Source organism: Mesorhizobium sp. M0088, from assembly GCF_040322895.1.
Taxonomy (GTDB): Bacteria; Pseudomonadota; Alphaproteobacteria; order Rhizobiales; family Rhizobiaceae; genus Mesorhizobium.
Map to the genome: position 1 here is coordinate 12,319 of NZ_JAMYUI010000007.1, position 26,007 is coordinate 38,325.

At 62.2% G+C, this 26,007-nt stretch carries 28 protein-coding genes and 1 pseudogene; 18 read left to right on the plus strand and 11 right to left on the minus strand.

Annotated features, from left to right (window positions below):
* Positions 1-201: 201 nt before the first annotated feature.
* Both NKJ67_RS10145 and phaC read right to left on the minus strand, forming a co-directional pair.
* Entirely contained in the window at positions 202-1,452 is a 1,251-nt protein-coding gene (locus NKJ67_RS10145) for a YcbK family protein (RefSeq protein ID WP_352581255.1), read from the minus strand.
* 216 nt (positions 1,453-1,668) lie between these two features.
* Entirely contained in the window at positions 1,669-3,504 is a 1,836-nt protein-coding gene (gene phaC, locus NKJ67_RS10150) for a class I poly(R)-hydroxyalkanoic acid synthase (RefSeq protein WP_352581256.1), read from the minus strand.
* A 43-nt stretch (positions 3,505-3,547) separates the two neighbouring features.
* On the opposite strand from phaC, the gene NKJ67_RS10155 reads away from it, so the two are divergent.
* The 8 genes from NKJ67_RS10155 to recJ all read left to right on the plus strand — a co-directional run bounded on the left by NKJ67_RS10155 (position 3,548) and on the right by recJ (position 10,805).
* Positions 3,548-3,994 (plus strand): hypothetical protein, encoded by a 447-nt coding sequence (locus tag NKJ67_RS10155; protein ID WP_236382797.1) that lies wholly within the window; start codon positions 3,548-3,550, stop codon positions 3,992-3,994.
* 45 nt (positions 3,995-4,039) lie between these two features.
* A complete protein-coding gene (locus tag NKJ67_RS10160; RefSeq protein ID WP_023810473.1) occupies positions 4,040-5,257 on the plus strand; it encodes an LL-diaminopimelate aminotransferase in 1,218 nt (405 codons plus the stop codon).
* Positions 5,258-5,304: 47 nt separating this feature from the next.
* Positions 5,305-6,618: a homoserine dehydrogenase gene (locus NKJ67_RS10165; protein WP_127301770.1), complete on the plus strand. Its 1,314-nt coding sequence runs from the start codon at positions 5,305-5,307 to the stop codon at positions 6,616-6,618.
* A 132-nt stretch (positions 6,619-6,750) separates the two neighbouring features.
* A complete protein-coding gene (locus NKJ67_RS10170) occupies positions 6,751-7,107 on the plus strand; it encodes an ElaB/YgaM/YqjD family protein (protein ID WP_127379827.1) in 357 nt (118 codons plus the stop codon).
* A gap of 71 nt (positions 7,108-7,178) precedes the next feature.
* Positions 7,179-7,346, plus strand: coding sequence for a Thivi_2564 family membrane protein (locus tag NKJ67_RS10175; protein ID WP_013531988.1), 168 nt, complete (start codon positions 7,179-7,181; stop codon positions 7,344-7,346).
* Positions 7,347-7,549: 203 nt separating this feature from the next.
* Positions 7,550-8,533, plus strand: a complete 984-nt coding sequence (gene glpX / locus NKJ67_RS10180; protein WP_127271399.1) for a class II fructose-bisphosphatase — start codon at positions 7,550-7,552, stop codon at positions 8,531-8,533.
* 73 nt (positions 8,534-8,606) lie between these two features.
* A complete protein-coding gene (locus NKJ67_RS10185; RefSeq protein WP_352581257.1) occupies positions 8,607-8,831 on the plus strand; it encodes a DUF6434 domain-containing protein in 225 nt (74 codons plus the stop codon).
* Positions 8,832-9,020: 189 nt separating this feature from the next.
* Positions 9,021-10,805 (plus strand): single-stranded-DNA-specific exonuclease RecJ, encoded by a 1,785-nt coding sequence (gene recJ / locus NKJ67_RS10190; protein WP_352581258.1) that lies wholly within the window; start codon positions 9,021-9,023, stop codon positions 10,803-10,805.
* Positions 10,806-10,812: 7 nt separating this feature from the next.
* Here recJ and NKJ67_RS10195 read toward each other — a convergent pair whose 3' ends face one another.
* The 3 genes from NKJ67_RS10195 to folE form a co-directional block, all read right to left on the minus strand.
* Positions 10,813-11,784, minus strand: a complete 972-nt coding sequence (locus NKJ67_RS10195) for a patatin family protein (RefSeq protein ID WP_127267650.1) — start codon at positions 11,782-11,784, stop codon at positions 10,813-10,815.
* A gap of 84 nt (positions 11,785-11,868) precedes the next feature.
* The gene (gene hisI / locus NKJ67_RS10200; RefSeq protein WP_352581360.1) at positions 11,869-12,330 is read right to left on the minus strand and encodes a phosphoribosyl-AMP cyclohydrolase; all 462 of its coding nucleotides are present in this window, start codon (positions 12,328-12,330) and stop codon (positions 11,869-11,871) included.
* Positions 12,331-12,420: 90 nt separating this feature from the next.
* The gene (gene folE, locus NKJ67_RS10205; RefSeq protein ID WP_027036853.1) at positions 12,421-13,056 is read right to left on the minus strand and encodes a GTP cyclohydrolase I FolE; all 636 of its coding nucleotides are present in this window, start codon (positions 13,054-13,056) and stop codon (positions 12,421-12,423) included.
* Positions 13,057-13,296: 240 nt separating this feature from the next.
* Between folE and NKJ67_RS10210 the strand changes: the two genes are divergently transcribed.
* Positions 13,297-13,743, plus strand: coding sequence for an iron-sulfur cluster assembly scaffold protein (locus NKJ67_RS10210; protein WP_127267647.1), 447 nt, complete (start codon positions 13,297-13,299; stop codon positions 13,741-13,743).
* Between the two features lie 26 nt (positions 13,744-13,769).
* A complete protein-coding gene (gene tolA / locus NKJ67_RS35120) occupies positions 13,770-14,075 on the plus strand; it encodes a cell envelope integrity protein TolA (protein WP_502905197.1) in 306 nt (101 codons plus the stop codon).
* A 133-nt stretch (positions 14,076-14,208) separates the two neighbouring features.
* On the opposite strand, the gene NKJ67_RS10215 is transcribed toward tolA, so the two are convergent.
* Positions 14,209-15,126 (minus strand): LysR substrate-binding domain-containing protein, encoded by a 918-nt coding sequence (locus tag NKJ67_RS10215; protein ID WP_352581259.1) that lies wholly within the window; start codon positions 15,124-15,126, stop codon positions 14,209-14,211.
* Between the two features lie 92 nt (positions 15,127-15,218).
* Here NKJ67_RS10215 and NKJ67_RS10220 point away from each other — a divergent pair, with 92 nt between their 5' ends.
* From NKJ67_RS10220 to thrS, 4 genes are all read left to right on the plus strand, one after another.
* Complete coding sequence (locus tag NKJ67_RS10220; protein WP_127267645.1) at positions 15,219-15,383, plus strand: hypothetical protein; 165 nt, start codon at positions 15,219-15,221, stop codon at positions 15,381-15,383.
* A 79-nt stretch (positions 15,384-15,462) separates the two neighbouring features.
* Positions 15,463-15,837 carry a membrane protein insertion efficiency factor YidD gene (gene yidD, locus NKJ67_RS10225; protein ID WP_127267644.1) on the plus strand — a complete coding sequence of 125 codons (375 nt, stop codon included), beginning with the start codon at positions 15,463-15,465 and terminating at the stop codon, positions 15,835-15,837.
* A 148-nt stretch (positions 15,838-15,985) separates the two neighbouring features.
* Positions 15,986-16,813, plus strand: coding sequence for a class D beta-lactamase (gene blaOXA / locus NKJ67_RS10230; protein WP_127267643.1), 828 nt, complete (start codon positions 15,986-15,988; stop codon positions 16,811-16,813).
* Positions 16,814-16,988: 175 nt separating this feature from the next.
* Positions 16,989-18,965, plus strand: a complete 1,977-nt coding sequence (thrS, locus tag NKJ67_RS10235; protein WP_127267642.1) for a threonine--tRNA ligase — start codon at positions 16,989-16,991, stop codon at positions 18,963-18,965.
* Between the two features lie 149 nt (positions 18,966-19,114).
* Here the strand turns inward: thrS and NKJ67_RS10240 are convergent.
* Positions 19,115-19,613, minus strand: a pseudogene (locus NKJ67_RS10240) (GNAT family N-acetyltransferase).
* Positions 19,614-19,751: 138 nt separating this feature from the next.
* On the opposite strand from NKJ67_RS10240, the gene NKJ67_RS10245 reads away from it, so the two are divergent.
* Positions 19,752-20,690 (plus strand): lysophospholipid acyltransferase family protein, encoded by a 939-nt coding sequence (locus NKJ67_RS10245; protein ID WP_127301673.1) that lies wholly within the window; start codon positions 19,752-19,754, stop codon positions 20,688-20,690.
* Between the two features lie 24 nt (positions 20,691-20,714).
* Here NKJ67_RS10245 and NKJ67_RS10250 read toward each other — a convergent pair whose 3' ends face one another.
* Positions 20,715-21,677: an RgsD C-terminal domain-containing protein gene (locus NKJ67_RS10250; RefSeq protein ID WP_127270173.1), complete on the minus strand. Its 963-nt coding sequence runs from the start codon at positions 21,675-21,677 to the stop codon at positions 20,715-20,717.
* A gap of 152 nt (positions 21,678-21,829) precedes the next feature.
* Here NKJ67_RS10250 and NKJ67_RS10255 point away from each other — a divergent pair, with 152 nt between their 5' ends.
* A complete protein-coding gene (locus NKJ67_RS10255; protein WP_128308058.1) occupies positions 21,830-22,414 on the plus strand; it encodes a nitroreductase family protein in 585 nt (194 codons plus the stop codon).
* Positions 22,415-23,023 (plus strand): flavin reductase family protein, encoded by a 609-nt coding sequence (locus NKJ67_RS10260; protein ID WP_128308059.1) that lies wholly within the window; start codon positions 22,415-22,417, stop codon positions 23,021-23,023.
* Here the strand turns inward: NKJ67_RS10260 and NKJ67_RS10265 are convergent.
* Complete coding sequence (locus tag NKJ67_RS10265; RefSeq protein WP_127270168.1) at positions 23,020-23,751, minus strand: TetR/AcrR family transcriptional regulator; 732 nt, start codon at positions 23,749-23,751, stop codon at positions 23,020-23,022. The two genes, NKJ67_RS10260 and NKJ67_RS10265, sit on opposite strands and share 4 nt — an antisense overlap.
* A 107-nt stretch (positions 23,752-23,858) precedes the next feature.
* On the opposite strand from NKJ67_RS10265, the gene NKJ67_RS10270 reads away from it, so the two are divergent.
* Positions 23,859-24,533, plus strand: a complete 675-nt coding sequence (locus tag NKJ67_RS10270; protein ID WP_352581260.1) for a methyltransferase family protein — start codon at positions 23,859-23,861, stop codon at positions 24,531-24,533.
* A 7-nt stretch (positions 24,534-24,540) separates the two neighbouring features.
* On the opposite strand, the gene NKJ67_RS10275 is transcribed toward NKJ67_RS10270, so the two are convergent.
* Both NKJ67_RS10275 and NKJ67_RS10280 read right to left on the minus strand, forming a co-directional pair.
* Positions 24,541-25,422 (minus strand): HpcH/HpaI aldolase/citrate lyase family protein, encoded by an 882-nt coding sequence (locus NKJ67_RS10275; RefSeq protein ID WP_352581261.1) that lies wholly within the window; start codon positions 25,420-25,422, stop codon positions 24,541-24,543.
* Between the two features lie 3 nt (positions 25,423-25,425).
* Complete coding sequence (locus tag NKJ67_RS10280; protein ID WP_023810497.1) at positions 25,426-25,878, minus strand: MaoC family dehydratase; 453 nt, start codon at positions 25,876-25,878, stop codon at positions 25,426-25,428.
* Positions 25,879-26,007 lie beyond the last annotated feature (129 nt).

Genomic DNA, 26,007 nt, shown 5'->3' on the forward strand with positions numbered 1-26,007 from the left:
AACGATTTCCCGAGGGTTGGCAGGCTTTGATAATTAGCGGCGACACCCATCGTTTCGTCATCCCAGGGTCTCCGCGACGGAGCCTCGCCCTACTTCGCCCTAGGATGACGAAGTTTGTGGGAGGCTTCGGCTAATCCCGAATGCTCAGAATGGTCACCGGTACGATCTTGGCTGCTAATAGGCCTAAGACCGTCTGCTAGACTAGCCGTCACCGCCGCTGCGCCGGCGGCAGCGCCAGTTCCAGTCGCGCTCGGGGCCGACGTCGACGTGAACCGATTCTGTGTGGCAGTACGTGCCGACGCCGCCGCGGCCGGGCATGCTTCTGATGTAGCTCGCCAGTTCCCATTTCGAAACGCCGGGAACCTGGATATCGGCGGCGGCGCAATACATGTGCAGCGAATTCTTGGCCCCGTTGGCGCGCCGGTTGCGGGCCGGGTCGCGATAGCCCGACGTCACCGTCATCTTGCGGCCGTAGTGGCCTTCGATCGTCTTCAGCACGCGCACCAGCGACGGCTTCAGGCAGGCCACATCGACGCTCTCGTTCTGCTTGAGCAGCCCGTTGGGCGCCAACCGGGCCATGCCGGCGGCTGACGCAACCTGATAGGAGCCGCCGATTGGCCCCTCATCCTCGTTGAGGTCGACGTCGCTTTCGTCGTCGAGGCCGGACTTGCGCTTGATCTCGAACAGGGCCGTCTGGCGCACGCCGGGCAGGGCATCGCTGCCGGTGATGTGACCGCTATCGCCACCGAGCGAAGCCAGTTGCACCGGCTTGGCCGTGGAATTGGCCGAGGCCAGCGTGATGATCGGCTTTGCCGCTGCTGGCGTCGCTTTTGCCTGCGCCGGGGGCTGCTCGCCCGTCCGGGCGTTGCTGATGATGGGGGCTGGTGTCGCCGAGGCTGGCGTTGCGCCAAACATCGAGGCGAGGAAGCCTTTCTTCTTTGGTGCTTCGGCCTGCGGCATCTCGCCAGCCGTCACATAGACCGGGTTGTTCATGGCCGGAGCGGCAGCGGGCTTCGGCGCCGCCACGTCGCCGTCGACCGCGGCAATCTGCTGGGCGACCGCGTCGGTTTGCTGCGCGGTCTGTGCCTGCTGCGTCAGCGATTGCGGCGTGTTTCCAACGATGGTTTCGGCGCCCGCCGGCGTGGTCAGCGGAAAGGCAGCTCCCGGTTTGGACATAGGCACGTAGGCGACTTTTTCAGGCAGCGCCGTATCGCTCGCCGTCATCACGGTCGTCTGCTCGGTCGTGACCTCGGACGAATCGGCGACAGCGGCCGACTTGCCACTTGAGGCAGCATTCATATCCGATGCGGTGGCGTTGTAACCGGGCATTCCGACCGACATTGTCGGGTCGCCAGCCGAAGTGCAGGAGGCCAGAAGCAAGGAGCAGAGCGCTGCCACAATGGCGCGGCGTTCTCCCTTTGCGAGGCTCCATCCTGCTGATTTCAAAGTCAAATTCCCCCTCGATGTCCGATCGGTATATCCTTGGCGCCACACGCATGCGTCGATGCCAGGGTGACCTTTGTCTCCGATCCGGAAACGAGACCTGTGTCAAATCCGCAAGCCTGGAAGTATTTTTGCGGTGATTGCCGAATTACGGCCGCTTGATGGTTGACGACACCATTTCGCCCGCTTTTGGCGGTCCGTCAACTCACCACACATTACAGTCCGTTACACACGTACTTTCACATAGGTGCCGGGAGCATCACCCAAGGTTTTCATATGCTTGCCCGGTTTGCGGGCAGGCACGCGGGTGTTGTCCTTGGCCTCTATCCAGTCTTGCCAGTGCGGCCACCAGGATCCTGGATGGTCGGTGGCATTGGCTATCCACTGGCTGAAGTCGCCCGTCGGCGTACCCCCGGTCCAGTACTGGTATTTGTTGGATGCCGGCGGATTGACGACCCCTGCGATATGGCCCGACCCGGCCATCACATACTCGACCGTGCCGCCGAAATATTTCGAACCGAGGAACACCGAAAGCGACGGCGCGATGTGATCTTCCTTGGAGGCGAGGTTGTAGACCGGGATGGTGATGTCGCCGAGCGAGACCGTGTGGCCCGCCAGTTCCATCGTGCCTTGCGAAAGGTTGTTCTCGAGATAGCAGTTGCGCAGGTAGAAAGAGTGATTGGCCGCCGCCATGCGGGTGGAATCTGCATTCCAGTAGAGCAGGTCGAAGGGCAGGGGATCCTTGCCGCGCATGTAGTTGTTGACGACATAGGGCCAGATCAGGTCGCCTGAGCGCAGCATGTTGAAGGCGGTCGCCATCTTGGTGCCGTCGAGATAGCCTTTTTCGCTCATCGACTTTTCCACAGCGGCGACCTGTTCTTCGTCGACGAACACTTTCAGGTCGCCGGCATGGGTGAAGTCGACCTGCGTGGTGAAGAAGGTCGCCGACTTGATGCGGTCGTCGCCCTCTTGCGCCATCAGCGCCAGTGCCGCCGCCAGAAGCGTGCCGCCAACGCAATAGCCGATCGCGTTGACGTCGCGTTCGCCGGTGGCCTTCTCGACGGTGTCGAGGCCGTATTGCAGACCCTCGCGGATATAGGCTTCCCAACTCTTGGTGCCGTGGCGCTCGTCCGGATTGATCCAGGAGATGACGAACACGGTGTGGCCCTGTTCAACCGCCCAGCGAATGAAGGATTTCTGCGGGTTCAAATCGAGGATGTAGAATTTGTTGATCCATGGCGGGCAGATCAGCAAGGGCCGCTTGAGCACCGTCTCGGTCGCCGGGTCGTACTGGATGATTTCGGCGACGTCGCTGCGGCCGACCACCTTGCCGGGAGTGGTGGCGATGTTCCTGCCGATCTCGAAGGGTGAGTAGTCGGCCTGCCGCAGCTTCAGGTCGCCCTTGCCGGCGGCGATGTCCTCGGCCAGCATCTTCATGCCGCGCACCAGGTTTTCGCCGTTCGAGGCGACGGTTTCACGGAACAGTTCCGGATTGGTCAGGATGAAATTCGACGGCGAGATGGCGTTGGACACCTGCTTGACGTAAAAGCCGGCCTTGTGGCGGGTGTGCTCGTCAAGGCCTTCGGCGTGCTCGACCAGATCGGCCGCCCAGCGCGAGGTGACGAGATAGGCCTGCTTGAGGAAATCGAAGAAGGCGTTGCGGCCCCATTCCGGGTCGAGGAACCGCTTGTCGCCGCGCTCCGGCTTGACCGCGTCTTCGGTGTCTTGCGCGGCGTTGCTGGTGCGCTGAATGGCGTTGGCCCAGACCGTCATATAGCCGGAAAACAGCCGCGTCTGCGCTTCCAGCGCGCGCTGCGGATCGGCAAGCCAGTATTCGCTGAGCTTGGAAAAGGTCTTCACCATATCGACAACGGGCTCAGCGACATGGTCGCGCACGTCGCCTTTTTCGCGCGGCTCGGCCCAGGCGGAAGCGGCCTTGCCGGCCTGCTCGATCATGCGCGCCATGTTCAGGGCGAAGCGTTCCGGGTCCTTCACCAGATATTGCTCGACGGTCGAAGGCTCGTCATCTTCCGCTTTGCCCGAATCGGGTGTTTTGGACATGGTTGGCGGGGTTCCTCCCGAGGCCTTTTCTTGACATATTAACATGGGACATCCGACCGGGCCAATCTCGCTCTACCTCGGCTGCCAAGGAAACAATATGACGATTAATATTGGCGAAACTGTTTTTTTCGGTGCTGGACATTTTTGCCGCATCGGCGCGGCGATCGTCCTCATCGGGATTGCCGGGTGCTCGAGCACCAACACGAATGGCCCGACGCCTGTCGCTGCGGGTACGGGGCCGAAGGATACCGGCACCTTTCCGAACCTGAACATCAAGCCGCAAGTGGCGGCGCCTCAGTTCACCGAAGCCGAGAAGAACGCCAAGCTCGCGCAATTGAAGGCGGATGAGAATGCGCAGGCGGCAAAGGGCGGCGGCCCGAAGGTCGCCAACCAGGCGGCGCTGACGGATCTGGCCAAGAAGCATGGCGACGAAACGCTGAAGCAGATCGAAGCCAAATGCGACCCCGCCCTCGACCCTACCTGCAAATAAGTATATAGCGCGCGCCCAACACCCCCTTCGCTGTCTGGAACTGCCATGGAAGAATTTCACAAGGTTCGCCGGCTTCCGCCTTACGTGTTCGAGCAGGTCAACCGGCTCAAGGCCAGCGCCCGATCGCGTGGCGCCGACATCATCGACCTGGGTATGGGCAATCCGGACCTGCCGACGCCCAAGGCTATCGTCGACAAATTGTGCGAGGTCGTGCGCGACCCGCGCACGCATCGCTATTCCTCGTCGCGCGGCATTCCGGGCCTGCGTCGCGCCCAGGCCGCCTACTATGGCAGGCGCTTCGGCGTGAAGCTCAACCCCGACACGCAAGTGGTGGCCACGCTTGGCTCGAAGGAAGGCTTCGCCAACATGGCGCAGGCGATCACGGCGCCCGGCGACGTGATCCTGTGCCCGAACCCGACCTATCCGATCCATGCCTTCGGCTTCATCATGTCTGGTGGCGTCATCCGCTCGCTGCAGGTGGAGCCGGACGACGGCTTCATCCCGGCGCTCGAGCGCGGAGTCAAACATTCGATCCCGAAGCCGCTGGCGCTGATCCTCAACTATCCGTCGAACCCGACGGCGCTGGTCGCCTCGCTCGATTTCTACAAGGATGTGGTCGCCTTCGCCAAGAAGAACGACATCATCATCCTGTCCGACCTTGCCTATTCGGAGATCTATTTCGACGGTAATCCGCCGCCCTCGGTGCTGCAGGTGCCTGGCGCGATCGACGTTTGCGTCGAATTCACCTCCATGTCGAAGACCTTCTCCATGCCCGGTTGGCGGATGGGCTTTGCCGTCGGCAACGAGCGGCTGATCTCGGCGCTGACGCGGGTGAAATCCTATCTCGACTACGGCGCCTTCACGCCGATCCAGGTGGCGGCGGCACATGCGCTCAATGGCGACGGCGCCGACATCGCCGAAGTGCGCGACATCTACCACAAGCGCCGCGACGTGATGGTCGATGCCTTCGGCCGCGCTGGCTGGACCATTCCGGCACCGGCGGCATCGATGTTCGCCTGGGCGCCAATCCCGGAGCCGTTCCGACATCTCGGCTCGCTCGAATTCTCCAAGCTGCTCATCGAACATGCCGACGTGGCCGTGGCGCCCGGTGTTGGCTTCGGCGAGCATGGCGACGAATTCGTGCGCGTCGCTCTGGTCGAGAACGAGCACAGGATCCGGCAGGCGGCGCGCAACATCAAGCGCTTCCTGTCGACCAGCGCCAAGCAGCCCAACAATGTCGTGCCGCTCTCCGCTCACCGGTAAGCTTGCCGCACGCAAATTCGATCTGACTTTGAGGGACGTCGCCGGACATGGCTGAAGCATTGCGTGTTGGAATTGCCGGCCTCGGCACCGTTGGCGCGTCGGTGGCGCGCGTGCTGCGCGACAAAGCGGTGGAACTGACCCGCCAGTGCGGCCGTGACGTGATCGTCACCGCCGTCTCGGCGCGCGACCAGAAGCGCGATCGCGGCGTCGATCTGAGCTCGGCAAAGTGGTTCGACGATCCGGTCAAGATGGCGCAGACCGCAGAAATCGACGTGTTCGTCGAACTGATCGGCGGCGACGAGGGCCCGGCGCGCTCGTCGGTGAAAGCGGCACTCGAAGCCGGCCGTCACGTCGTCACCGCCAACAAGGCGCTGCTGGCCAAGCATGGCGTGGCGCTGGCCGAGATCGCCGAGAAAAAGGGTGTTCTGCTCAACTATGAGGCGGCGGTGGCGGGCGGCATTCCCGTCATCAAGACCATGCGCGAGGCGATGGCCGGAAATTCGGTTACGCGCGTGTTCGGCATCCTCAACGGCACCTGCAACTACATCCTGACGCGCATGGAGGCCGAGGGCATCTCGTTCGATGCTTGCCTGAAGGACGCGCAGCGGCTGGGCTATGCCGAAGCCGATCCGACGTTCGACATCGAGGGCCACGACACCGCGCACAAGCTGTCGATCCTGACCAGCCTTGCCTTTGGCACCAGGATCGCCGCCAACGACATCTATATGGAAGGTATCTCCAACATCACCCAGGCCGACATCCGCGCGGCCGCCGATCTTGGCTACCGGATCAAGCTGCTGGGTGTCGCCCAGCGCACCGAGAGCGGCATCGAGCAGCGCGTGCATCCGACGATGGTGCCGACGGCATCGGTCATCGCGCAGGTGCATGGCGTCACCAATGCGGTGGCGATCGAGACCGACATTCTGGGCGAACTGCTGCTGTCAGGCCCCGGTGCCGGCGGCAACGCCACCGCCTCGGCCGTCATCGGCGACATCGCCGACATCGCCAAGAGCCGGCCAGGCTTCCAGCATGGTCCGGTCTTTGGACGGCCGGCGAAGGAGCTGAAACCCTACAAGAAGGCGCAGATGCGCAGCCATGCCGGCGGCTATTTCATCCGGTTGACCGTGCATGACCGCATCGGCGTCTTCGCGGCAATCGCCAAGCGCATGGCCGATAATGACATTTCATTGGAATCGATCGTCCAGCACGCGGTCAATGGCGAGGCGGCGGCACAGAAGACGGTGATCCTCGTCACCCACGAGACGACGGAGGCTGCTGTGCGCAAGGCCGTCGATGGCATCACCAAGGATGGCCATCTGACCGACAAGCCGCAGGTCATCCGCATCGAGCGGGCAGGGTAGCTTTCGCCCGATAGGCCCTGCGGGACAGGAATCCCGCAGGCATTGAGGTCTGGTCTGGTGGGGACAGCCGCCACGCGGGAACGAATTGGTGTCGTCGCCGTTCTCTTGGTCAGCAACCAGAGGAACCGCTTCATGGCCGATACCAACAAGTCCGACACCCCTAATATCGACGACATCCAGAAGACGCTGGAAAAGCAGATTGCCGATTTGCGCAAGGAGATCACCAAGATCAACAAGAGCATTTCGGCGCGGGGCGCGGAGATGCTCGACGACGCCGGCGAACAGGCGTCCGAGTTGTACGACACGGCCGCGAGCCGCGCTTCGCGTACGGCGCAACAGCTGCGCAGCCAGGCTCAGGCTGTTTCAGAGGTCGCGCGTGAAAATCCAGGTACGACGACAGCTTTGGTCGGCGTGATCGGCCTGCTCGGCTTTCTGGCCGGCTTCGCCATTGGTCAATCGACGAACGATACCTCCCGCCGCTGGTATTGACCGCAACGCGATAGGGCCGGGCTTCCGGCCCACTCGCTTGTTTTCAGCACATCACTTTTAAGGAGGGCACCATGGCTTCATCAGCATTGATCGGCATCCTGATCACATTCCTCGTCATCATCCTTGTTCTCTATCTGGTTCAACGCCTGCCGCTCGATGGCCGAATGAGGCAGATAGTTCAGGTGATCGTCATCATCATCGGCATCATTTCACTGCTCAAATACCTCGCGGTTTTCTAGCCGCGAACGCCGCCATTTCACCGTTTTAAGACTGGCCCGGCGCATGGCGATCGGGCCAGTCTTATTTTCGGGATACGGTTTAATCGATTGATATTGTTATATATTCGATAAAATCCTTGATGGGTCTTGCCGTTGTCATGCTCGTTTGACAAAACAGGCCCGCCTCCGGCGGGAGGCCGCATTGCCAACGAGGAAATCACCAGATGAATGTGGCCCAGAACATCGTCGCCGGCCTTGACCGGATACTCACCATGGAACTGGTGCGCGTCACCGAACGAGCCGCCGTCGCGGCCGCCAGGCTGCGCGGGCGCGGCGACGAAAAGGCGGCCGACCAGGTCGCAGTCGACGCCATGCGCCAGGAACTCAACCGGCTTGCCATCAAGGGCACTGTGGTGATCGGCGAAGGCGAGCGCGACGAGGCGCCGATGCTCTACATCGGCGAGGAAGTCGGCTCCGGCAAAGGTCCGGCCGTCGATATCGCGCTCGATCCGCTCGAAGGCACGACGATTTGCGCCAAGAACCTGCCCAATGCACTCGCGGTCATCGCGATCGCCGAAAAGGGCAGCCTGCTGTTTGCGCCCGACGTCTACATGGACAAGATCGCCATCGGCCCGGGCTATGCGGACGGCGTCATCGACATCGACGCCTCGGCGGCTGAGAACATCGCCAGCCTCGCCAGGGCGAAGGGCGTGGCCATATCGGATATCACCACCTGCATTCTCGACCGGCCACGTCATGCCAGGCTGATCGATGCCGTGCGCGCCACGGGTGCCGCGATCCGGCTGATCGGCGATGGCGATGTCGCCGGCGTCATCCACACCACGGATCCGGAAGAAACCGGCATCGACATCTATCTCGGCACTGGCGGCGCACCAGAGGGCGTGCTGGCCGCTGCCGCGCTGCGCTGCACCGGCGGCCAGATGCAAGGCAGGCTGATCCTCGACACGCCGGAAAAGGTTGCTCGCGCGGCAAAGATGGGTATTTCCAATCCGAAACGGGTCTATCGGACGGAGGACATGGCGCGCGGCGATGTGCTGTTCGCGGCCACCGGTGTCACCGACGGCAACATGCTGGCTGGCGTCAAGTTCGGCCACAATTACATCACCACCCACACGATCGTGCTGCGCTCGTCGTCGCGGACGGTGCGCGAGATCAAGGCCCGCCATCAGGATCTGGATAAGTTCTGACGCTCGCTTGCGAAGCCACCTTGCAATTGCTAGCCATTCGGGCGCATCCGATGCTGGCTGCAAGGATTTGACGATGAAACCGTTCGACTGGCATGCGGATCCGATTTCGCGTGCCACCGCCATCACAAAGTTCTATCGCAACACCCAGAATGTGCGTCGCTTTCTCATCCGGGAATGCGGCGATGCATTCAGGTTCGACCGGCCTTTCATGGCCTGGCTCAAGGACGGTGTGGAAAAGACGATGGGCGATGCGGCCGACGAATGGCTTCGGCGCCAGGCTGAAAAGCGGAAAGCGTAGTTTTCTTGACCTATTCCGGGACGGCGCACACCCGTGAATCGCTTGGCTTTGCCTGCCTTTGGCCTATAGAGCGTCGCGTGAACGCGACGCGCTTAAAATTGTTGCCAATGCAGGTCGTCGCCCCAAAACCGCTGCCCACTTATGGGCGACATGCATTATCGTGCGGCCAACGATGAGTTGGCAAAGCGTATGACCGGCGAAAAACGCCTCTTCCTCGATGTCAGGCAGTCAGTATCAGGGGTTTCCTGGGAACATCGGCTGACAGAACGCCAGGACATGATTGCGCTCGCCATCGCGCAAGGCCATGGCGTGCCCGACATCGTCGCGCGGGTGCTTGCCGGCCGTGGTGTTACCGCCGAACAGACCGAGCGGTTTCTCGACCCGACGATCCGCGATCTTCTGCCGGATCCGGCATCGCTGACCGACATGGACAGGGCGGCGGCCCGCATCGCCGCCGCGGTGATGGCCAAGGAAAAGGTGGCGATCTTCGGCGACTATGATGTCGACGGCGCCGCCTCGTCGGCCTTGCTGAAGCGGTTCCTCACGCATTTCTCGGTGCCGTCGGAAATCTACATTCCGGATCGTATTTTCGAGGGCTATGGGCCCAACCCGGATGCCATGCGCGAACTTGTTTCGCGTGGCGCGACACTGATCGTCACTGTCGATTGCGGCACCAACAGCGCCGTTTCCATCGATGCCGCCAACGAGGCTGGGGCCGATGTCGTGGTGCTCGACCACCACCAGGTCGGCGGTGCCTTGCCGGCGGCAATTGCCGTCGTCAATCCCAATCGCGACGACGACCTTTCCGGGCAGGGCCATCTCTGTGCCGCCGGCGTGGTCTTCCTCGCCCTTGTGCAGACGGCCAGGATCCTGCGCGGCCGCATGGCCGATGCTACGCCGCCGGACCTGCTTTCGCTGCTTGATATCGTGGCATTGGCCACAGTCTGTGACGTGGTGCCGCTGACCGGCGTCAACCGCGCCTTCGTGGTCAAGGGGCTGCAGATGGCGCGCCAGCAGAAAAATGAAGGGTTGGCGGCACTGGCACGCGTGTCGCGCATCGGCGAGCCGATCAGCACTTTCCATCTGGCCTATCTGATCGGCCCGCGCATCAATGCCGGCGGACGCATCGGCGATGCCGCACTTGGTAGCCGGCTGCTTGCGACCGACGACCCGGTCGAGGCGCGCACCATTGCCGAGACGCTCGACCGGCTCAACCAGGAACGGCAGTTGATGGAGCAGGAGATGCTCGCGGCGGCGCGCGTCGAGGCCGATGCAGAGCTCGCCGGCGGCAATGGCCCGGCTATCGTCGTCACCGCCTCCAACAGCTGGCATCCGGGTATTGTCGGCCTGCTCGCTTCGCGATTGAAGGATCATGCCCGGCGGCCCGCCTTCGCCATCGCGTTCAATGCTGTGGGCATCGGCACCGGTTCGGGCCGCTCGGTCTCGGGTTTCGACCTCGGCCGGCTGGTGCGCGAGGCGGCCGTTGCCGGTCTGATCGTCAAGGGCGGCGGCCATGGCATGGCGGCGGGCATCACCGTGGAGCGGGCAAGGCTTGGCGAACTCAGGGCGTTTTTCGAAGAACGGGCGGCAGCCGACGTGTTTCGCCTGCAGGGCGAGGAAAGCCTGGCCATAGACGGCGCACTTGCCGCTGAAGGCGCGACGCTCAGCCTGCTCGACGCGCTGGAACAGGCCGGGCCCTTCGGTGCCGGGCACGTGGCCCCTGTTTTCGCGTTGCCGCGCCACCGATTGGCCGATGCGCGGCCGGTCGGCACCAACCACATCCGCGTCGAACTGCAATCGGAAAGCGGCGGCCGCATCCAGGCGATCGCCTTTCGCGCTGTCGATACCGCACTTGGCGAATTCCTGTTCAAGAACCGGGGCAAGACGATCCACGTCGCCGGTTCGCTGTCAGGCAACTACTGGAATGGCAACCGCACCGTGCAGTTTCGCATCACCGATGCGGCTCGTGCGTAGGCTTTGATCAGGCGAGAACGGTCTGCAGCCGGGTCAGTTCGCCGATCTGCGCCATCGTCGCCTGATAGCCGAGGTTGATCGCCTCGTCGGCGCGGTGGAATTCGGTCAGGCCGATATGGCTGAGCTTCGGCTGCAGCGACATGTCAGGCGGGTCGCCGGCAAGCCTGGCGCGCGAAATGCGGTCCTGAATGATGTTGAAGGCCTCGACCATGACGCCGGTGATGCCGAGCCGCGTCTGATGCGACTGGCGCTCGGCGTCGATCTGACCAGGCCGCGGCGCGTCCTTTTCAACGACCAGCTCGCCGGCGCTGTGCTTGATGACGGCGGCGCGGCCGAACAGATCATAGTGAAGGTTGACCGCCACGACGAGCGGCTGCTCATAGGCGCGGCAGACCGATACCGGTACCGGGTTGACCAGCGCGCCGTCGACCAGCACGCGGCCGTTGCAATTCACCGGCTCGAACACGCCGGGCAGCGCGTAGGAGGCGCGCATGGCGGTGATCAATGAGCCGCTCGACAGCCAGATTTCGTGGCCGGTGCGGATCTCGGAGGTGACCGCGACGAACGGCTTGGCAAGGTCCTCGAAACGAATGCCGGCCATGTGCTCGCGGAGCCTTGCATCGAGCTTCATACCGCCGAACAGGCCGCTGCCGCGCAAATTGAGATCGAGCAGGCCGAAGATGCGTCGCTTGGTCAGGCTGCGGGCGAATTCTTCGAGCTCGTCCAGTTTGCCGGCGAGATAGCAGCCGCCGACCAACGCGCCGATCGAGGTGCCGGCGATCATCGACACTTCGATGCCGGCTTCGTCGAGCGCGCGCAGCACGCCGATATGCGCCCAGCCGCGGGCGCAACCGCCACCCAAGGCGAGCGAAATGGCTGTTTTCTTCTGGGAGTTCGTTTCGGACGCGCCGCCTGACGAGGATAGGCCGTTGGCCTCCCTGACATCTGGTCTGTTACGCAATGACGCCCACTCGAGCATCATGATCTCCCTTGTCCCACGGCTACTATACGAGCGGGCCGTATCGAAATGATGAATCTGTGTGGTTGGTGTCAGGCAGAAGGTTCAAGCTGGTGGTTTCCGATACGTGTTTTCCGTATCGAACAGCGGCTTGCTGCCGTCGCCGGCAAGCGTCCCCTTGCCATCGACCAGCCCCACCGTCCGATAAAAGCATGAACGCCGGCCGGTGTGACAGGTTGCGTCGTGGCCCAACACTTTGACGCGCAACCATATGGCATCCTGGTCACAATCCGTGAGCATCTCGACGACATGCTGAAAATTGCCTGATGTTTCGCCCTTTTTCCAAAGCACGTTGCGCGAGCGCGACCAGTAGTGGGCGATGCCGGTCTCCAGCGTCAGTGCCAGTGCTTGCGCATTCATATGCGCAACCATCAACAGCATGCCGTCTCCGGCATCGGTGACGACGACCGTGACCAGCCCGGCTGCATCGAAGCGCGGCGAGAACACCGCGCCTTCCTCGAGCGCTTTCTTGTCCGACGGAGCTTTTGGAAATTCCAGTGCCGACATCGCCGGTCCATTTTCCTCGTTGACCATGATCTTGTCCGAAAACCGGTCTCCACTTTTCGGGATCATGGTCTGATGGCCGGCGAGGGCCATTCAGATCCCGCCGCCACGCACCATGGTCACGAAACGAACCTGCTCTTCGGGCGTATCCTTGAAGACGCCGGTGAAGGTCGAGGTCAGCGTAGTTGAACCCTGCTTGCGGATGCCGCGCATGGCCATGCACATGTGCTCGGCCTCGATCATGACGGCGACGCCGCGCGGATTGAGCACGTCCTGGATGACGCCGGCGATCTGCGCCGTCAGCGCCTCCTGGGTCTGCAGGCGGTGGGCGAAGATATCGACGACGCGGGCGATCTTGGACAGGCCGACAACCTTGCCATCCGGCAGATAGCCGACATGTGCCTTGCCGATGATCGGCACCATGTGGTGCTCGCAATGCGAATGGAATGTTATGTCCTTGACGATGACCAGGTCATCGTAGCCGGCGACCTCCTCGAAGGTGCGGCCGAGCTCGTCCGCCGGGCACATGTCGTAGCCGCCGAACATTTCGCGATAGGCCTTTGCCACCCGCTTCGGCGTGTCGACCAGCCCTTCGCGGTCCGGATTGTCGCCGGTCCAGCGCAAAAGCGTGCGCACGGCGGCTTCGACTTCGGCTTCGCTTGGCCGGTCGGTGACCGGCTTTTCCATATAGGCTGACTGTGGCATGAGCTTCTTGATGACGGCATCCATAAAGGCGTCTCCCGTAGTCCCTCTCGGCGGAGGAACGAGTTGAACGGACCACGACCTTTCGGTGTCGGAAACTCGCCCCGTTTCCAGCCCCGTAAGTGGCGTGAACTTCCCGGCAAGGACATTGGCTTTCGTCGTTCTTGTCGATACCGGACTGCCAGCATTATATAAGGTCATAGCGAGCGAAAGGAAGACACGACAGCGGCAATCGCTGTTCGCTTGGCGGCGACGGATTGGAAAATAATGATAAACGAGGTCTACAACGCGAAAATTCTCGGTTTTGCCGGGAACATTGGCCGCATCGGCCGTCTCGATCATCCTGACGCGACCGCCAAGGCTCACTCCAAGCTATGCGGTTCCACGGTCACCGTCGACCTCAAGATGCAGGACGGCCTGGTCACGGACTTTGCCCATGACGTGAAAGCCTGTGCGCTCGGCCAGGCGTCGTCATCGATCATGGCGCAGCATGTCGTCGGCGCGAGTGCTGAGGAATTGCGCGCGGTGCGCGACACCATGCTGAAGATGCTCAAGGAAAATGGCGCCCCGCCGGACGGTCGCTTCGCCGACCTCAGATATCTGGAGCCGGTGCGCGACTACAAGGCGCGGCACGCTTCGACCATGCTGACTTTCGATGCCGTGGTCGACGCCATCGGCCAGATCGAGAAGAAGCGCGCCGAAGAAGCGGCCTGACCTTGGGGTTTGGCTACCAAAGCCTGGTGTTTGCCGGGAGCCTTGCTGGCTCACTCGCGTTGGGCGGGACCCCGAGCCGGGCAGACGTAGCGGTCGAGCGCGATATCGGCGACTATCTCATGAAGGCAATCCAGCATTGTTGGAACATGCCTGCAAACACCCACAGCATTGCACGCGTCCAGATCAGTCTGAACAAGGACGGGTCACTCGCAGGCCCGCCAAAAATCCTCGGTCCTGTGACGACGCCGCCGGACAAGGTTGCCGAGTCCGCTGTCCGGGCCATCGCACGCTGCGCGCCATTTCCCAGGCTGACATCATATGCTGCCCACTAATATGTGGCGCGATGTCATCCTCACATTCAACCCGGGAGAAGACTCACCGGGCGAGCTTCCGGCCGCGGATACGCTCGACAAACTCTTCGAAAAATACCGCAAGAAGGCCAAGTAGCGGGCCCGGCCGGAAGGTTCAAGCCTGCGCTTCCAGCACCCGCCTGCTTTCGGCAAATTCGCTTCTGAGCCAGTCGGCGAACGCGGCGGCCGGTTCCGAGAGGTCGCGCAAGTTTCTGGCCACCAGCCAATAGGCGCCGGATGCGACGTCGATGTCGAACGGCTTGACCAGCGCGCCGGATGCGATTTCCGCGCCGATCTGCAAGAGATCGCCCAAGGCCACGCCATGTCCGAGCAAGGCGGCCTGCTTTGAAAGCGACGCATCCGCCAGCATCGGCCCGCGCGCCGGTATGGCGTCGGCGGGCACGCCGGCCGCTTCGAACCAGCGCGCCCAGCCCTGGCGGTTCTCCTCGTGCAAGAGCGTGTAGCGACCAAGATCGATCGGCCTGTCGAGGGCAGGGCCAGAGGCAAGCAGCGCCGGCGACAGGACCGGCGAATCGACCGTCGAGGCAAGCCGCTCAGCCTGACTGCGCGGCCACGAGGTGGCATGCGCGCTGAAGCGCAAGGCAAGCTCCGGCTGATCGCTGCGGAACTCGATCAGCCTTGGGTCGACCTCGAGCGAGACGTCGATGTCAGGCCGCAATTGGCGAAACCGGTTGAGCCGCGGCACCAGCCACACGGATGCAAGCGACGGCTCGACACTGACGCGGACCACGGACTGCGCCGGTGTCGCCACCAGTTCTCCAAGCAAGGTATCGATGGCGTCGAAACTTCTGACAAGCTGCTCCAGCAGACGCCGCCCGGTGTCGGTCAGTTCGACACGGCGATGGTGACGTTCGAACAAGGGTTGGCGCAGGAAGGTTTCGAGTTCCCGGATCTGCCGGCTGATCGCCGCCTGCGAGACGAAAAGCTCCTCGGCGGCCCGGCTGAAGCTCAGATGCCGGCCCGCCGCCTCGAAGCTCCTCAATGCCGTCAGCGGCAGGCGCCCACGCTTCATTTCGCATAACCCAGGATTATCCGAAGTGGAAATTATACTCGTTTGAAGGCGAAGGCCAGCGGCGGTCTAATCCATGTCAAAGGAGACCGACCATGATCCAGTTGCTGAGCATCTTTGGCGATGTCATGCGGATCGCAACGTTTCAATGGCGTGACAGAAGACAGCATGAAAAGCGTTACGAAGAGCCGACCAGTCGTGGCCGGTGGGCGTCTTCGCCTGACAGGCAGCCGTTTCGCCGTTCCGCCCGTGACGACTGAGTGCGCACAAGGAGTGGGGATTGCGTTCTCCAGTGGAAGCTCACATCTATCGCCTGGGAAACGCGATACGGAGACTGTGGTGCGCGACCAGCATGGGCATGCGCATATCGCCAGGCCGCCGAAACGCGGCCGCAACTGGCCCGGTCCATGGCGCAAGACGCCGGGCCGTCTCCTCGGCACGTCGCTCGTGCGCCTCTATCAGCTGACGCTGTCGGGCTTTGTCGGCAATACCTGCCGGCATCTGCCGACCTGTTCGGAATATGCCCATGAGGCGATCGCCCGCCATGGCCTGTGGGCCGGCGGCTGGATGGGATTGTTCCGTGTGCTGCGCTGCGGGCCATTCGGCACGCATGGCATCGACCGCGTGCCGGAGGTGCTGGAGGATCGTTATGTCTGGTTCACGCCATGGCGGTACTGGCGGATCGGCAGCAAGCGCGGCGAAGCGCAGGGGTGATCGCGTCGGTCAGGTACCGGCGGCTCTGCCCGTTTACGATCCGGTAGGGTTAACAACAGCCTGCACAAAGACTGCGCATTTGAGACAAAATCGAGACAAGAGACCTCGCTAAGCCGCTCGCGAACCCCCCTCTTGAGCGAGCAGACAAATGCGCAATTTCGACCGTCTTCCCTTCATCTTTGCCGGGATACTGTTCCTGCTCGCCTGGCTGCTGGGATTTCCGTTGCGCGCGCAATCGGCGCCGCTGGGGGACGTGCAGTGCACGGTGATCGCCGATGCGGCGAGCGGCAAGACGCTTTACCAGGACGGGGTGTGCGACCAGCGGTTCAGCCCGGCGTCGACGTTCAAGGTGCCGTTGTCGCTGATCGGCTATGACAGCGGGATCCTGAGCGACGAGCACACGCCGAGCTGGGATTACAAGCCTGAATTCAGCGCGGTGAAGCGGGATCAGAAGACCGTCGATCCGGTGGTCTGGGAGCGAGATTCGATCCTGTGGTTTTCCCGGGAAATCACCCGCCGGCTTGGGTCTGAGAGTTTTGCCGGTTATGTCTCGAAATTCGACTACGGCAATGCCGATGTTTCCGGTAATCCCGGCAAGAATGATGGTTTGACCAAGTCCTGGGTGAATTCCTCGCTCAAGATCACGCCGGTCGAGCAGGTCGAATTCCTGCGCAAGCTGCTGGCCCGCAAGCTGCCTGTCTCGGCCAAGGCCTACGACATGACATCAGCCATCATCCCGACCTTCCAGGCCGGGGATTGGACGGTGCAAGGCAAGACCGGCAGCACCAGGCTGCGCAACGACGCCGACAAGGTCCAGGACAAGCGCTCGCTTGGCTGGTTCGTCGGATGGGCGAACAAGGATGGCCGCCAGATCGTCTTTGCGCGGCTTGTCGTCGATGCCAACCGTACGGACATGCCAAAGGGCCTCAAGACCCGGGCTGCGTTCCTGAAGGATTTGCCGCTCCTCATCAAATGAACGCTGACATTTGAGCCGGGCTTTACGGCGGCGGAATCTGTCCATAAAAGACAGCCGCTGCCGGACGCATCCGGCTTTTCCCTATGCATGTCGTAACCCAAAACCGCCATACACTTTTGGGCGACATGCATTTCAACCACCCGCGCTCGTTTGCGGGACTGGATAGGAGATATATATGCTGAATTCCGTTTCCCTGACATTTCCCGATGGCTCCGTCCGCGAATATGACGCGGCGATGACCGGTGCTGGCCTCGCCGAATCGATCTCCAAATCGCTGGCCAAGAAGGCGGTCGCCTATGCGATCGACGGCACGGTTCGCGATCTCAGCGATCCGCTCGGCAAGTCCGGCAAGGTCGAGATCGTCACCCGCGACGACCCGCGCGCGCTGGAGCTGATCCGCCACGACGCGGCCCATGTGCTGGCGGAAGCCGTGCAGGAGATATGGCCGGGAACGCAGGTGACCATCGGGCCGGTGATCGAGAACGGGTTCTACTACGACTTCGCCCGTAACGAGCCGTTCACGCCCGACGATTTTCCGGTGATCGAGAAGAAGATGCGTGAGATCATCGCGCGCAACAAGCCGTTCACCAGGGAAGTCTGGTCGCGCGACAAGGCGAAAAAAGTGTTTGCCGACAAGGGCGAACGCTACAAGCTGGAGTTGATCGACGCCATTCCCGAGGATCAGGATCTCAAGATCTACGCGCAGGGCGACTGGTTCGACCTCTGCCGTGGCCCGCACATGGCCTCGACCGGGCAGATCGGCAATGCCTTCAAACTGATGAAGGTGGCCGGCGCCTATTGGCGCGGTGATTCGAACAACCCGATGCTGACCCGCATCTACGGCACGGCCTGGGCTGATCAGGCGCAGCTCGAAGCCTACCAGATGATGCTGGAGGAGGCCGAGAAGCGCGACCATAGGAAGATCGGCCGCGAGATGGACCTGTTCCATTTCCAGGAAGAGGGACCGGGCGTCGTCTTCTGGCATGCCAAGGGCTGGAAGATGTTCCAGAACCTGGTCAACTACATGCGCCGCCGCCTCGACGAGCAGGGCTATCAGGAGGTCAACGCGCCGCAGGTGCTCGACAAGAGCCTGTGGGAGACGTCAGGCCATTGGGGCTGGTATCGCGACGCCATGTTCAAGGTGACGGTCGCCGGCGACGACACCGATGACGACCGGGTCTTCGCGCTGAAGCCGATGAACTGTCCGGGCCATGTGCAGATTTTCAAGCATGGGTTGAAGTCCTATCGCGATCTTCCCGTAAAGCTTGCGGAATTCGGCAATGTGCACCGCTACGAGCCGTCGGGCGCGCTGCACGGGCTGATGCGCGTTCGCGGCTTCACGCAGGACGATGCGCACATCTTCTGCACCGAGGAGCAGCTGGCCGCGGAGTGCTTGCGCATCAACGATCTGATCCTGTCGACCTATGCTGATTTCGGTTTTGACGAAATCAGCGTCAAGCTGTCGACGCGGCCCGATAAACGCGTCGGCACCGACGAAGCCTGGGATCATGCCGAGGCGATCATGGGGAGCGTGCTGGAGACGATCAGGACACGGTCCGGCAATCGCATCAAGACCTCGATCAATCCGGGCGAGGGCGCCTTCTACGGCCCGAAATTCGAATATGTGCTCAAGGATGCCATCGGCCGCGAATGGCAGTGCGGCACGACGCAGGTCGACTTCAACCTGCCGGAACGGTTCGGCGCCTTCTATATCGGCTCCGATTCCGAGAAGAAGCAGCCTGTGATGGTGCACCGCGCGATCTGCGGCTCGATGGAGCGCTTCCTCGGCATCCTGATCGAGAACTATTCCGGCCATTTCCCGCTGTGGTTCGCGCCGCTGCAGGTGGTGGTGGCGACGATCACGTCGGATGCCGACGGCTATGCGACCGAGGTGGTGGCAAAGCTGAAGGCCGCAGGGCTGTTGGCGGAAGCGGATCTGCGCAACGAGAAGATCAACTACAAGGTCCGCGAGCACAGCCTAGCCAAGGTTCCGGTCATCCTCGTCTGCGGCAAGCGCGAGGCGGAAGAGCAGACCGTCAACATGCGCCGGCTGGGCTCGCGCGACCAGGAATCGCTTGGCCTCGACCAGGCGATCGCGCAACTGACCGAGGAAGCTGTTACACCCGACCGCCGGCGCAAACGCGCGGCTTGATTGGCATGGTTTCGACCAAATGGCGGTGGAGCGATCCACCGCCATTTTCATAGTAGGCGGTATGTCCTTCACACCTTGTCGGCGACCATCGGGTTGATTGCCAGGACGCGCTGCCTTGAAGACGCGACCACCACGCCTTGTGAAGTGGATTAGGCTCCGTAAAAAGCCGGATGATAAAGGACGACGCCTTGCCGAGCGTCAGGGCCAAAATCCAAACATTGGAAATACTCCGGCGGAACGTCTGGAAACCTCAGACTGGGGTCGGCCTTGAACCCAAATCGGGAATAGTAGCCGGGATCGCCTAGAACCACGCATCCAGCCGCGCCAAGCGATTTTATCCGGTCAAGTCCAGCTTCTATTAGCTGAACACCGACGCCTTGCCGCTGTCGGTCAGGTCGCACTGCAACTGGCCCGAGACCGTACCAATTGACTTCGGTGCCGTCGATCTTGACTGAAGAGAAGGCGACATGACCAACGATCTCACCACTCTTGTTCTGCCACCAAGGAAACCGTCAACGCGCCTCCCGCTCTCAGGGCGTCAACAATGGCTCCCTCCGTTCCAGCGCTGTATGGCGCACCGTCGAAAGCGGTGGTGACCAGCGCGCGGATTTCTGCAATGTCATGGGCGTTTTCTGGTCGTATGATCATGAGATTCGTGTAGCAAACCACCGTCGGGCCGCCAAGACGCTCTCGCCTCCGCGCCTTGACCTCATCGGGCCAGTGCCGGTGGGGGCGGAACATCGGTTACTTCATATCCCTGTCACGCCGACCTTGTAACGAGCCCTCATGCTCAAGCTGAAATTGCGCGAACGACCCTTTCCCGAGCTTTCCTATGCCAATCCGCGCCAGCCGGCGCTGACACGCTGGTTCATTCATTCGGTCGAAGGCCTGTCGGGCCGCGACCGCTACACAGCACTTTATGATTTCTGGCGCCGCCAGGTCGTGCCGACAGGCGAACGCGTGTTCAGCCGTATGCTCGAACTGATCGACGTCCGCGTGCGGACATCGGATCAGTGGCCGCCGGCACAGTTGCCGAACACGCCGCTGGTGATCGTCGCCAATCATCCGTTCGGCATTGGTGACGGCATTGCCGTGCTGTCGTTGGTCGAGCAGCTCGGACGCCCGTTCCGGGTGATAATTCACAAGGACCTGCTCAAGATCCGCGAGATGGAGCCTTACTCGCTGCCAATCGACTTTTCCGAGACCAAGGACGCGCTGAAGAACAACATGGCCGTGCGCCATGAGGCGGTGCGGCTGTTGAAGGAAGGCGTCACCATCGTGGTGTTTCCGGCCGGCGGTGTCGCCACCGCGCCGAAGGGCTTTGGCCAGGCACGCGACTTGCCGTGGAAGATGTTTCCCGCCCGTCTCGTCCAGGACGCCAGGGCGTCGGTCATCCCGATGCATTTTTCCGGGCAGAACGGCAGGCTGTTCCATCTGGTCAGCGGGCCGATGAACATGGCCGAGCGCGACGGCCGGGTGGCGAAATTCGTCGGCAAGGCCTCGCTGACGCTGCGCACGTCGCTGCTCATCCACGAATTCGCGCGGCTGTCCGGCAAGGCGATAGACGTGCGCGTCGGCGATGTGCTGAGCTGGAGCGAGTTGGAGCCGTTGCGCGACCGCAAGGCATTGCTCGACCGGCTGTATCGCGGCGTGTTCGATCTGGCGCCAATCGTGGCGCGCCGCCGGATTCCGTTCCTGCCAGCGCGGACCAAGATGGCAGCCTGAAAACAGGAAACCTGCCGCGGAAGGTTAGTCCGCGCCTTCTTCGGGATCCATCGCCGCGGCCTCGGTGGCCAGAACCTCGATCTCCTGGTTCTGCCCGGCCACGACCGTAAAATCCTTCTGATAGATGCGGTCGCGGTTCTTGGCGATGATGGTGTAGTCGCCCTCGGCCAGCACCATCGAGGCGAAGGCGCCGACGGTTTCCTTGATCGGATCGCCCGATTCGTTGAGCAGCGACCAGGATGTGTCGGCGATCGCCTCGCCACCGGTTTCGCGCACCAGCTTCATGGTGATCTCGGCGGCGTGGTGCTCGACGGTGGCTTCGGTCAGCTTGCCGGCCTCGACACGGATGTCGGAGCGGATGACCGCGTTGACTGCGCCATAGGTCGAGACGACGTGATAGATGCCGGCGTTGAGCCGCACGACGCTGTTGGGCTCGACATCGGGAATGATCAGCGCGCGGTCGCCATTGGCCTCGGCGGTGCCTTCGTAGATCGAAAATCGCAGCTTCTTTGGTGGAATGCGCACGCCGCCGGACAGCACTGCGTCGAGCTTGAGGCCGCCGGCGTCGAGCACGAGACTTTCGCGCTTGGCGTCCTTGCCGACAGTGATGCGCTTGGTGGCGCCGGCCCGGCCGTAGGAGGCGTGAACCAGATAGCTGCCGGGTTCGAGCTGGAAGACGGCGGTGCCGCCATGGGAGGAGGCAACCATCGGCAATTTGCCGTTGACGGCTTCGGGCTTGAAAACCCGCCAGACGATGCCGCGCGTGATGTCGGAACCCTTGTCGGTTAGTTGGGCGGACAATGTGATGGCGCCGCCGCCGCTCAGCGCCAGTGACGTCTCGCCTTTCGGCGTCGCGTAGCTCGAAATTCCCGGAAGCTTCAGGTCGGTGACACCGTCGACGTTCTGCGCCACGGCAAGCGAAACCGGCGCCATGAATATCAGCGCGCCGAGCCAGACCAGGAAAAGACGGACAGTCCCCTCAAACATGCCTTGCGTTGAAGCCCATGGCGGTGGCAATTTCAAGGCTTAAGAGTTGAAACGACTCTTCCCTCCGGCGTATCCCGCGCCAATGCCCGAGCCGCCCGAATCCCCGATGGTGCGCTTCAGCTCAAAACAGAATGTCCAGGAGACTTGCGCCCATGGCGTCGCCGATCATCGACTTCCTGCTCACCCGAAACTCCGCACCGATCCCCGATTTGAAGGAGCCGGCGCCGAGCGATGCGGAGATCGCCACGATGATCGCCGCTGCCTCCCGGGTGCCCGACCATGGCCGGTTGGAGCCCTGGCGCTTCATCCTCTACCGTGGCGACGCCCGCGTCGAGATCGGCAGCCAACTGGCAGCGCTTGCAGAGCAGCGGGAAGGTCCCTTGTCCGAAGGCCGCCGCAACCAGGAACTGGCGCGATTCTCGCGCGCGCCACTGGTGATCGGCGTTGTGTCGATTCCCAGGGAGAATCCAAAAATCCCGCAATGGGAAATGTTCCTGTCGGGCGGCATGGCGGCGATGAACCTGATGATAGCAGCGAATGCGCTGGGCTATGGCACCAACATGATCAGCAACTGGTATTCGGATGTGCCGGAGGGCAGGGCGCTGCTGGGGCTGGCGCCGCAGGAGCGGGTCATCGGCTTCATCCATATCGGCTCCTATGCCGGCCCGGCACCGGAGCGGCCCCGGCCCGATCCGGCAAAGCTGTACAGTGACTATTCGGGGCCGTGGGCGGGCTGAATGTTCTACGAACCCTCAAAGGGCCACGGCCTGCCGCATGACCCTTCGAAGGCGATCGTGGCGCCGCGTCCGATCGGCTGGATTTCGACACTGAACAGGGCTGGTGAGATCAACCTCGCGCCATACTCCTTCTTCAATGCCGTTTCGACGCGGCCTTTCATCGTCTGGTTCTCCTCCGAAGGCGAGAAGGACAGCGCCTCCTTCGCCCAGGAGACAGGCGAGTTCGTCGCCAATCTCGTCAGCCGCGATCTCGCGGAGAAGATGAACCGCACATCGGTCAATGCTCCGCGCGGCGTCAACGAGTTCGTCTATGCCGATCTTGCCATGGCGCCGTCTCGGCTGGTGGCGCCGCCGCGCGTGGCGGCAGCGCCGGCCGCGCTCGAATGCCGGGTGACGGAAGTCTTTCGGCCAAAGGCGCTGGACGGATCGCCGACAAGCGCTGTGATTGTTGCCGGTGAAGTGGTCGGCGTGCACATCAACGACGCCTTCCTGACAGACGGCCTGTTCGACATCACCAAGGCCGGCAATGTCGCCCGTCTCGGCTATATGGATTATGCCAGCGTCGACGAGGTGTTTTCGATGCGCCGGCCGCGCTGGGACAAGGACTAGATATCAGGCTTGGCCAGCGCCTTGCCGGCACTCTTTCGCCGCCTGGCCGTCATGACGGTGCGCACATAGCCGGGCTCGCCGATCCGGATGCTTCCATCGGGCAGGCCCAGTATGCGGTCGAGAGCGATCTCGTAGAGCCTGACGCGTTTCTCCAGGGCCTCGATCGCGATCTCCATGTCGGCGTCGCTGCCGCCGGCAATTGCCTTGGCAACGACGTCATGCGTGGCCATGCCGAACTGCATGACGATGTCGGCAACACCTTCCGGATCGAAGGTCCTGAAAGTGCCGTCTTCGATCCCTTGCCTGATGATCTTGACCAGCAGAGGTGAAAACGACGCGCTGGCGGCCAGATTGATACGGTGGAAAAGCACCAGATTCTCAGGCCGAAACATCGTCTCGAAAAGAGTCCAAGCTTCGGGCGCGGTCTCGATCTTTGCCCGCCGCGACTGGCTGAGCAGGCCATTCAGGCGGCCAAGCGGGTCTAGGTCCGGATCGTCGATTATGTCTTGCACCCCAGCCAGTGCCTGTCTTGCAAAGCGATGGGCCAATGCTTCCAGAAGAGCCTCCTTGGAGGGGAAGTAGTGATAGAAGGCGCCCTTCGAGACGCCGGCGGACGCAATCACGTCGTTGAGGCTCGCTTTGTCATAGCCCTGCGTCAGGAAAAGGGTCTGGGCATGGTCCAGAAGCTCTTCTCGCCTGAACTCTGGATGCTTGATGACACGGGGCATGATGAACCTTCTGCACAGTTCGCTTGAATTACAGACCGCTGGTCGGTATGGTAGACCAATGGTCTGAAATTGCCAGTGCAGTGAGCGGATATCATGAAAGGTCGATCATGATCGCGAAATTGGTCCTCCAAACATTCGTCTGGTTTGGCGCCATGGGCGCCTTGCTCTTCCTGTCGGCCGGCACGCTGCGCTGGCCGGGGGCCTGGGTCTATCTGGTGGGGATGGTGGGGCTCAGTCTCACCTTGGGCGTGGCGCTGGCAAGGCGCGATCCCGGCCTGATGAATGAGCGGTTGAGTTCTCCTATCCAGAAGAATCAGGACACGGCCGACAAGGTCCTGCTGTCCATACTACTGTTCGCCATCTTTGGTTCGCAGATATTCATGGGGTTCGACGTCCGTTTCGGCTGGTCCGTGGTTCCCGTCTGGGTGCAGGTGGTCGGCGCGCTCGTCCTGCTGCTCGGAATCTGGATCTGCTATCTGACGATGCTGGAGAACAGTTTCGCGGCGCCCGTGGTGAAGATCCAGGATGAACGCGGACAACGTGTGATCTCCACGGGGCCTTACAGCTACGTCCGCCATCCGATGTACGCCGGCGCCATCCTTTTCTTCGCCGGCACTGCACTTCTGCTTGGTTCCTGGTGGGGGCTGGCGTCGGTACTCGTGATCGTCGTTCTCCTGGCCATCCGCACCTTCATTGAAGAGAAGACGCTTCGCACCGGCCTGCGCGGCTATGACGACTATGTGGCCCGGGTCCGTTACCGCCTGATCCCATTGGTTTGGTAGCAGGCGCTCAGGCGGAAACACCTGCCGCTTTTGCGCGCGCCAGAAGCCGTTCGGCCAGCCGCAGATGCGGTCGGTCGTACATCTTGCCGTCAATGCCGACGACGCCGGGATTTCCCGCTGCCGCGAACGCGGCGACGATTGCTGCCGATTGTCTCACGGCCTCGGCCGACGGCGTGAAGGCGGCGTTGATGACCGGCACCTGATCGGGATGGATCGCCATTTTGCCGGTGAAGCCATCGCGCTCGGCCTCCGTGCATTCCACTTCGAAAGCCGCTATGTCGCGAAAATTCGGGAAGACAGTGTCGATCGCCGCGACCTCCGCCGCACCGGCGGCAAGTATGGTCATGGTGCGAGCGTGGCGGAACACGTCCGTGTAGCGGCCATGCTCGTCGCGGACGCTGCGCGCACCGATCTCCGCCGACAGGTCTTCAGCGCCCCAGGTGAGGCCGGCAAGCCGCGCACTTGTCCCGGCATAGGTCGCCGCCGCCAGCACGCCTGCCGGCGTTTCGGTGATGATCGGCAGGATCTTGATCGCGCCGTCGGCCAAGCCATTTTCGGCCTCGCGCACCCTGAGCTTTGCCGACAGATGCTGCACATCCTGGCCGCTGTTCGACTTGGGCAGCATGATGCCGTCGGGTCGTGACGGCACCAACGCCGCCAGATCGTCATCCGTCAACCCGGTCGTGAGGTCATTGACCCTGACATAGATGGCTGAACTGGTTTGCGCCCTGCGTTCCAGGATGAAGCGCGCCGCCACCTCGCGCGCCAGCGCCTTGTTGTGCGGCGCCACGGAATCTTCGAGGTCGACGATGATCACGTCGGCGCCGGCACCAAAACTTTTTTCCAGTTTCCTCTGGGAATCGCCAGGGACGAACAGCAGCGAACGCATGCGTCAGATCGCCTTCTTCAGCATCATCGCTTGCCTGGTGCATTTGGCGACGAGATCGCCATGCTGGTTGTAGGCGCGATGCTCGAATTCGACGATGCCGCGATCGGGTTTCGACCTGGATTCGCGCACCGAGATGACTGTCGTCTCGACCCGGATGGTGTCGCCATGAAAGACCGGATGCGGAAACACGGTCTCCTTCATGCCGAGATTGGCGACCGTAGTGCCGACTGTGATGTCATTGACCGAAATGCCGATCATCAAGCCGAGCGTGAACAGCGAGTTGACCAGCGGCTTGCCCCATTCGCTCTTGGCGGCGAAATCGAAGTCGATATGCAGCGGCTGCGGGTTCAGCGTCATTACCGAAAACAGCATGTTGTCGCTTTCGGTAACGGTCTTGCGCAGCGTGTGCTGGAAGACATGGCCGACAACGAACTCTTCGAGATAAAGCCCGGCCATTTCTTTCTCCTCAGGTGCTTGACGGTGATAGGCGCTGCAAATCAGCCTCGCAAGCCAGTTAATGAACATGGTGAACGGTTCGTAAACCAATTCTGCCTACGGTCGTCAGTGGGGTCAGAAGCTTCTGAC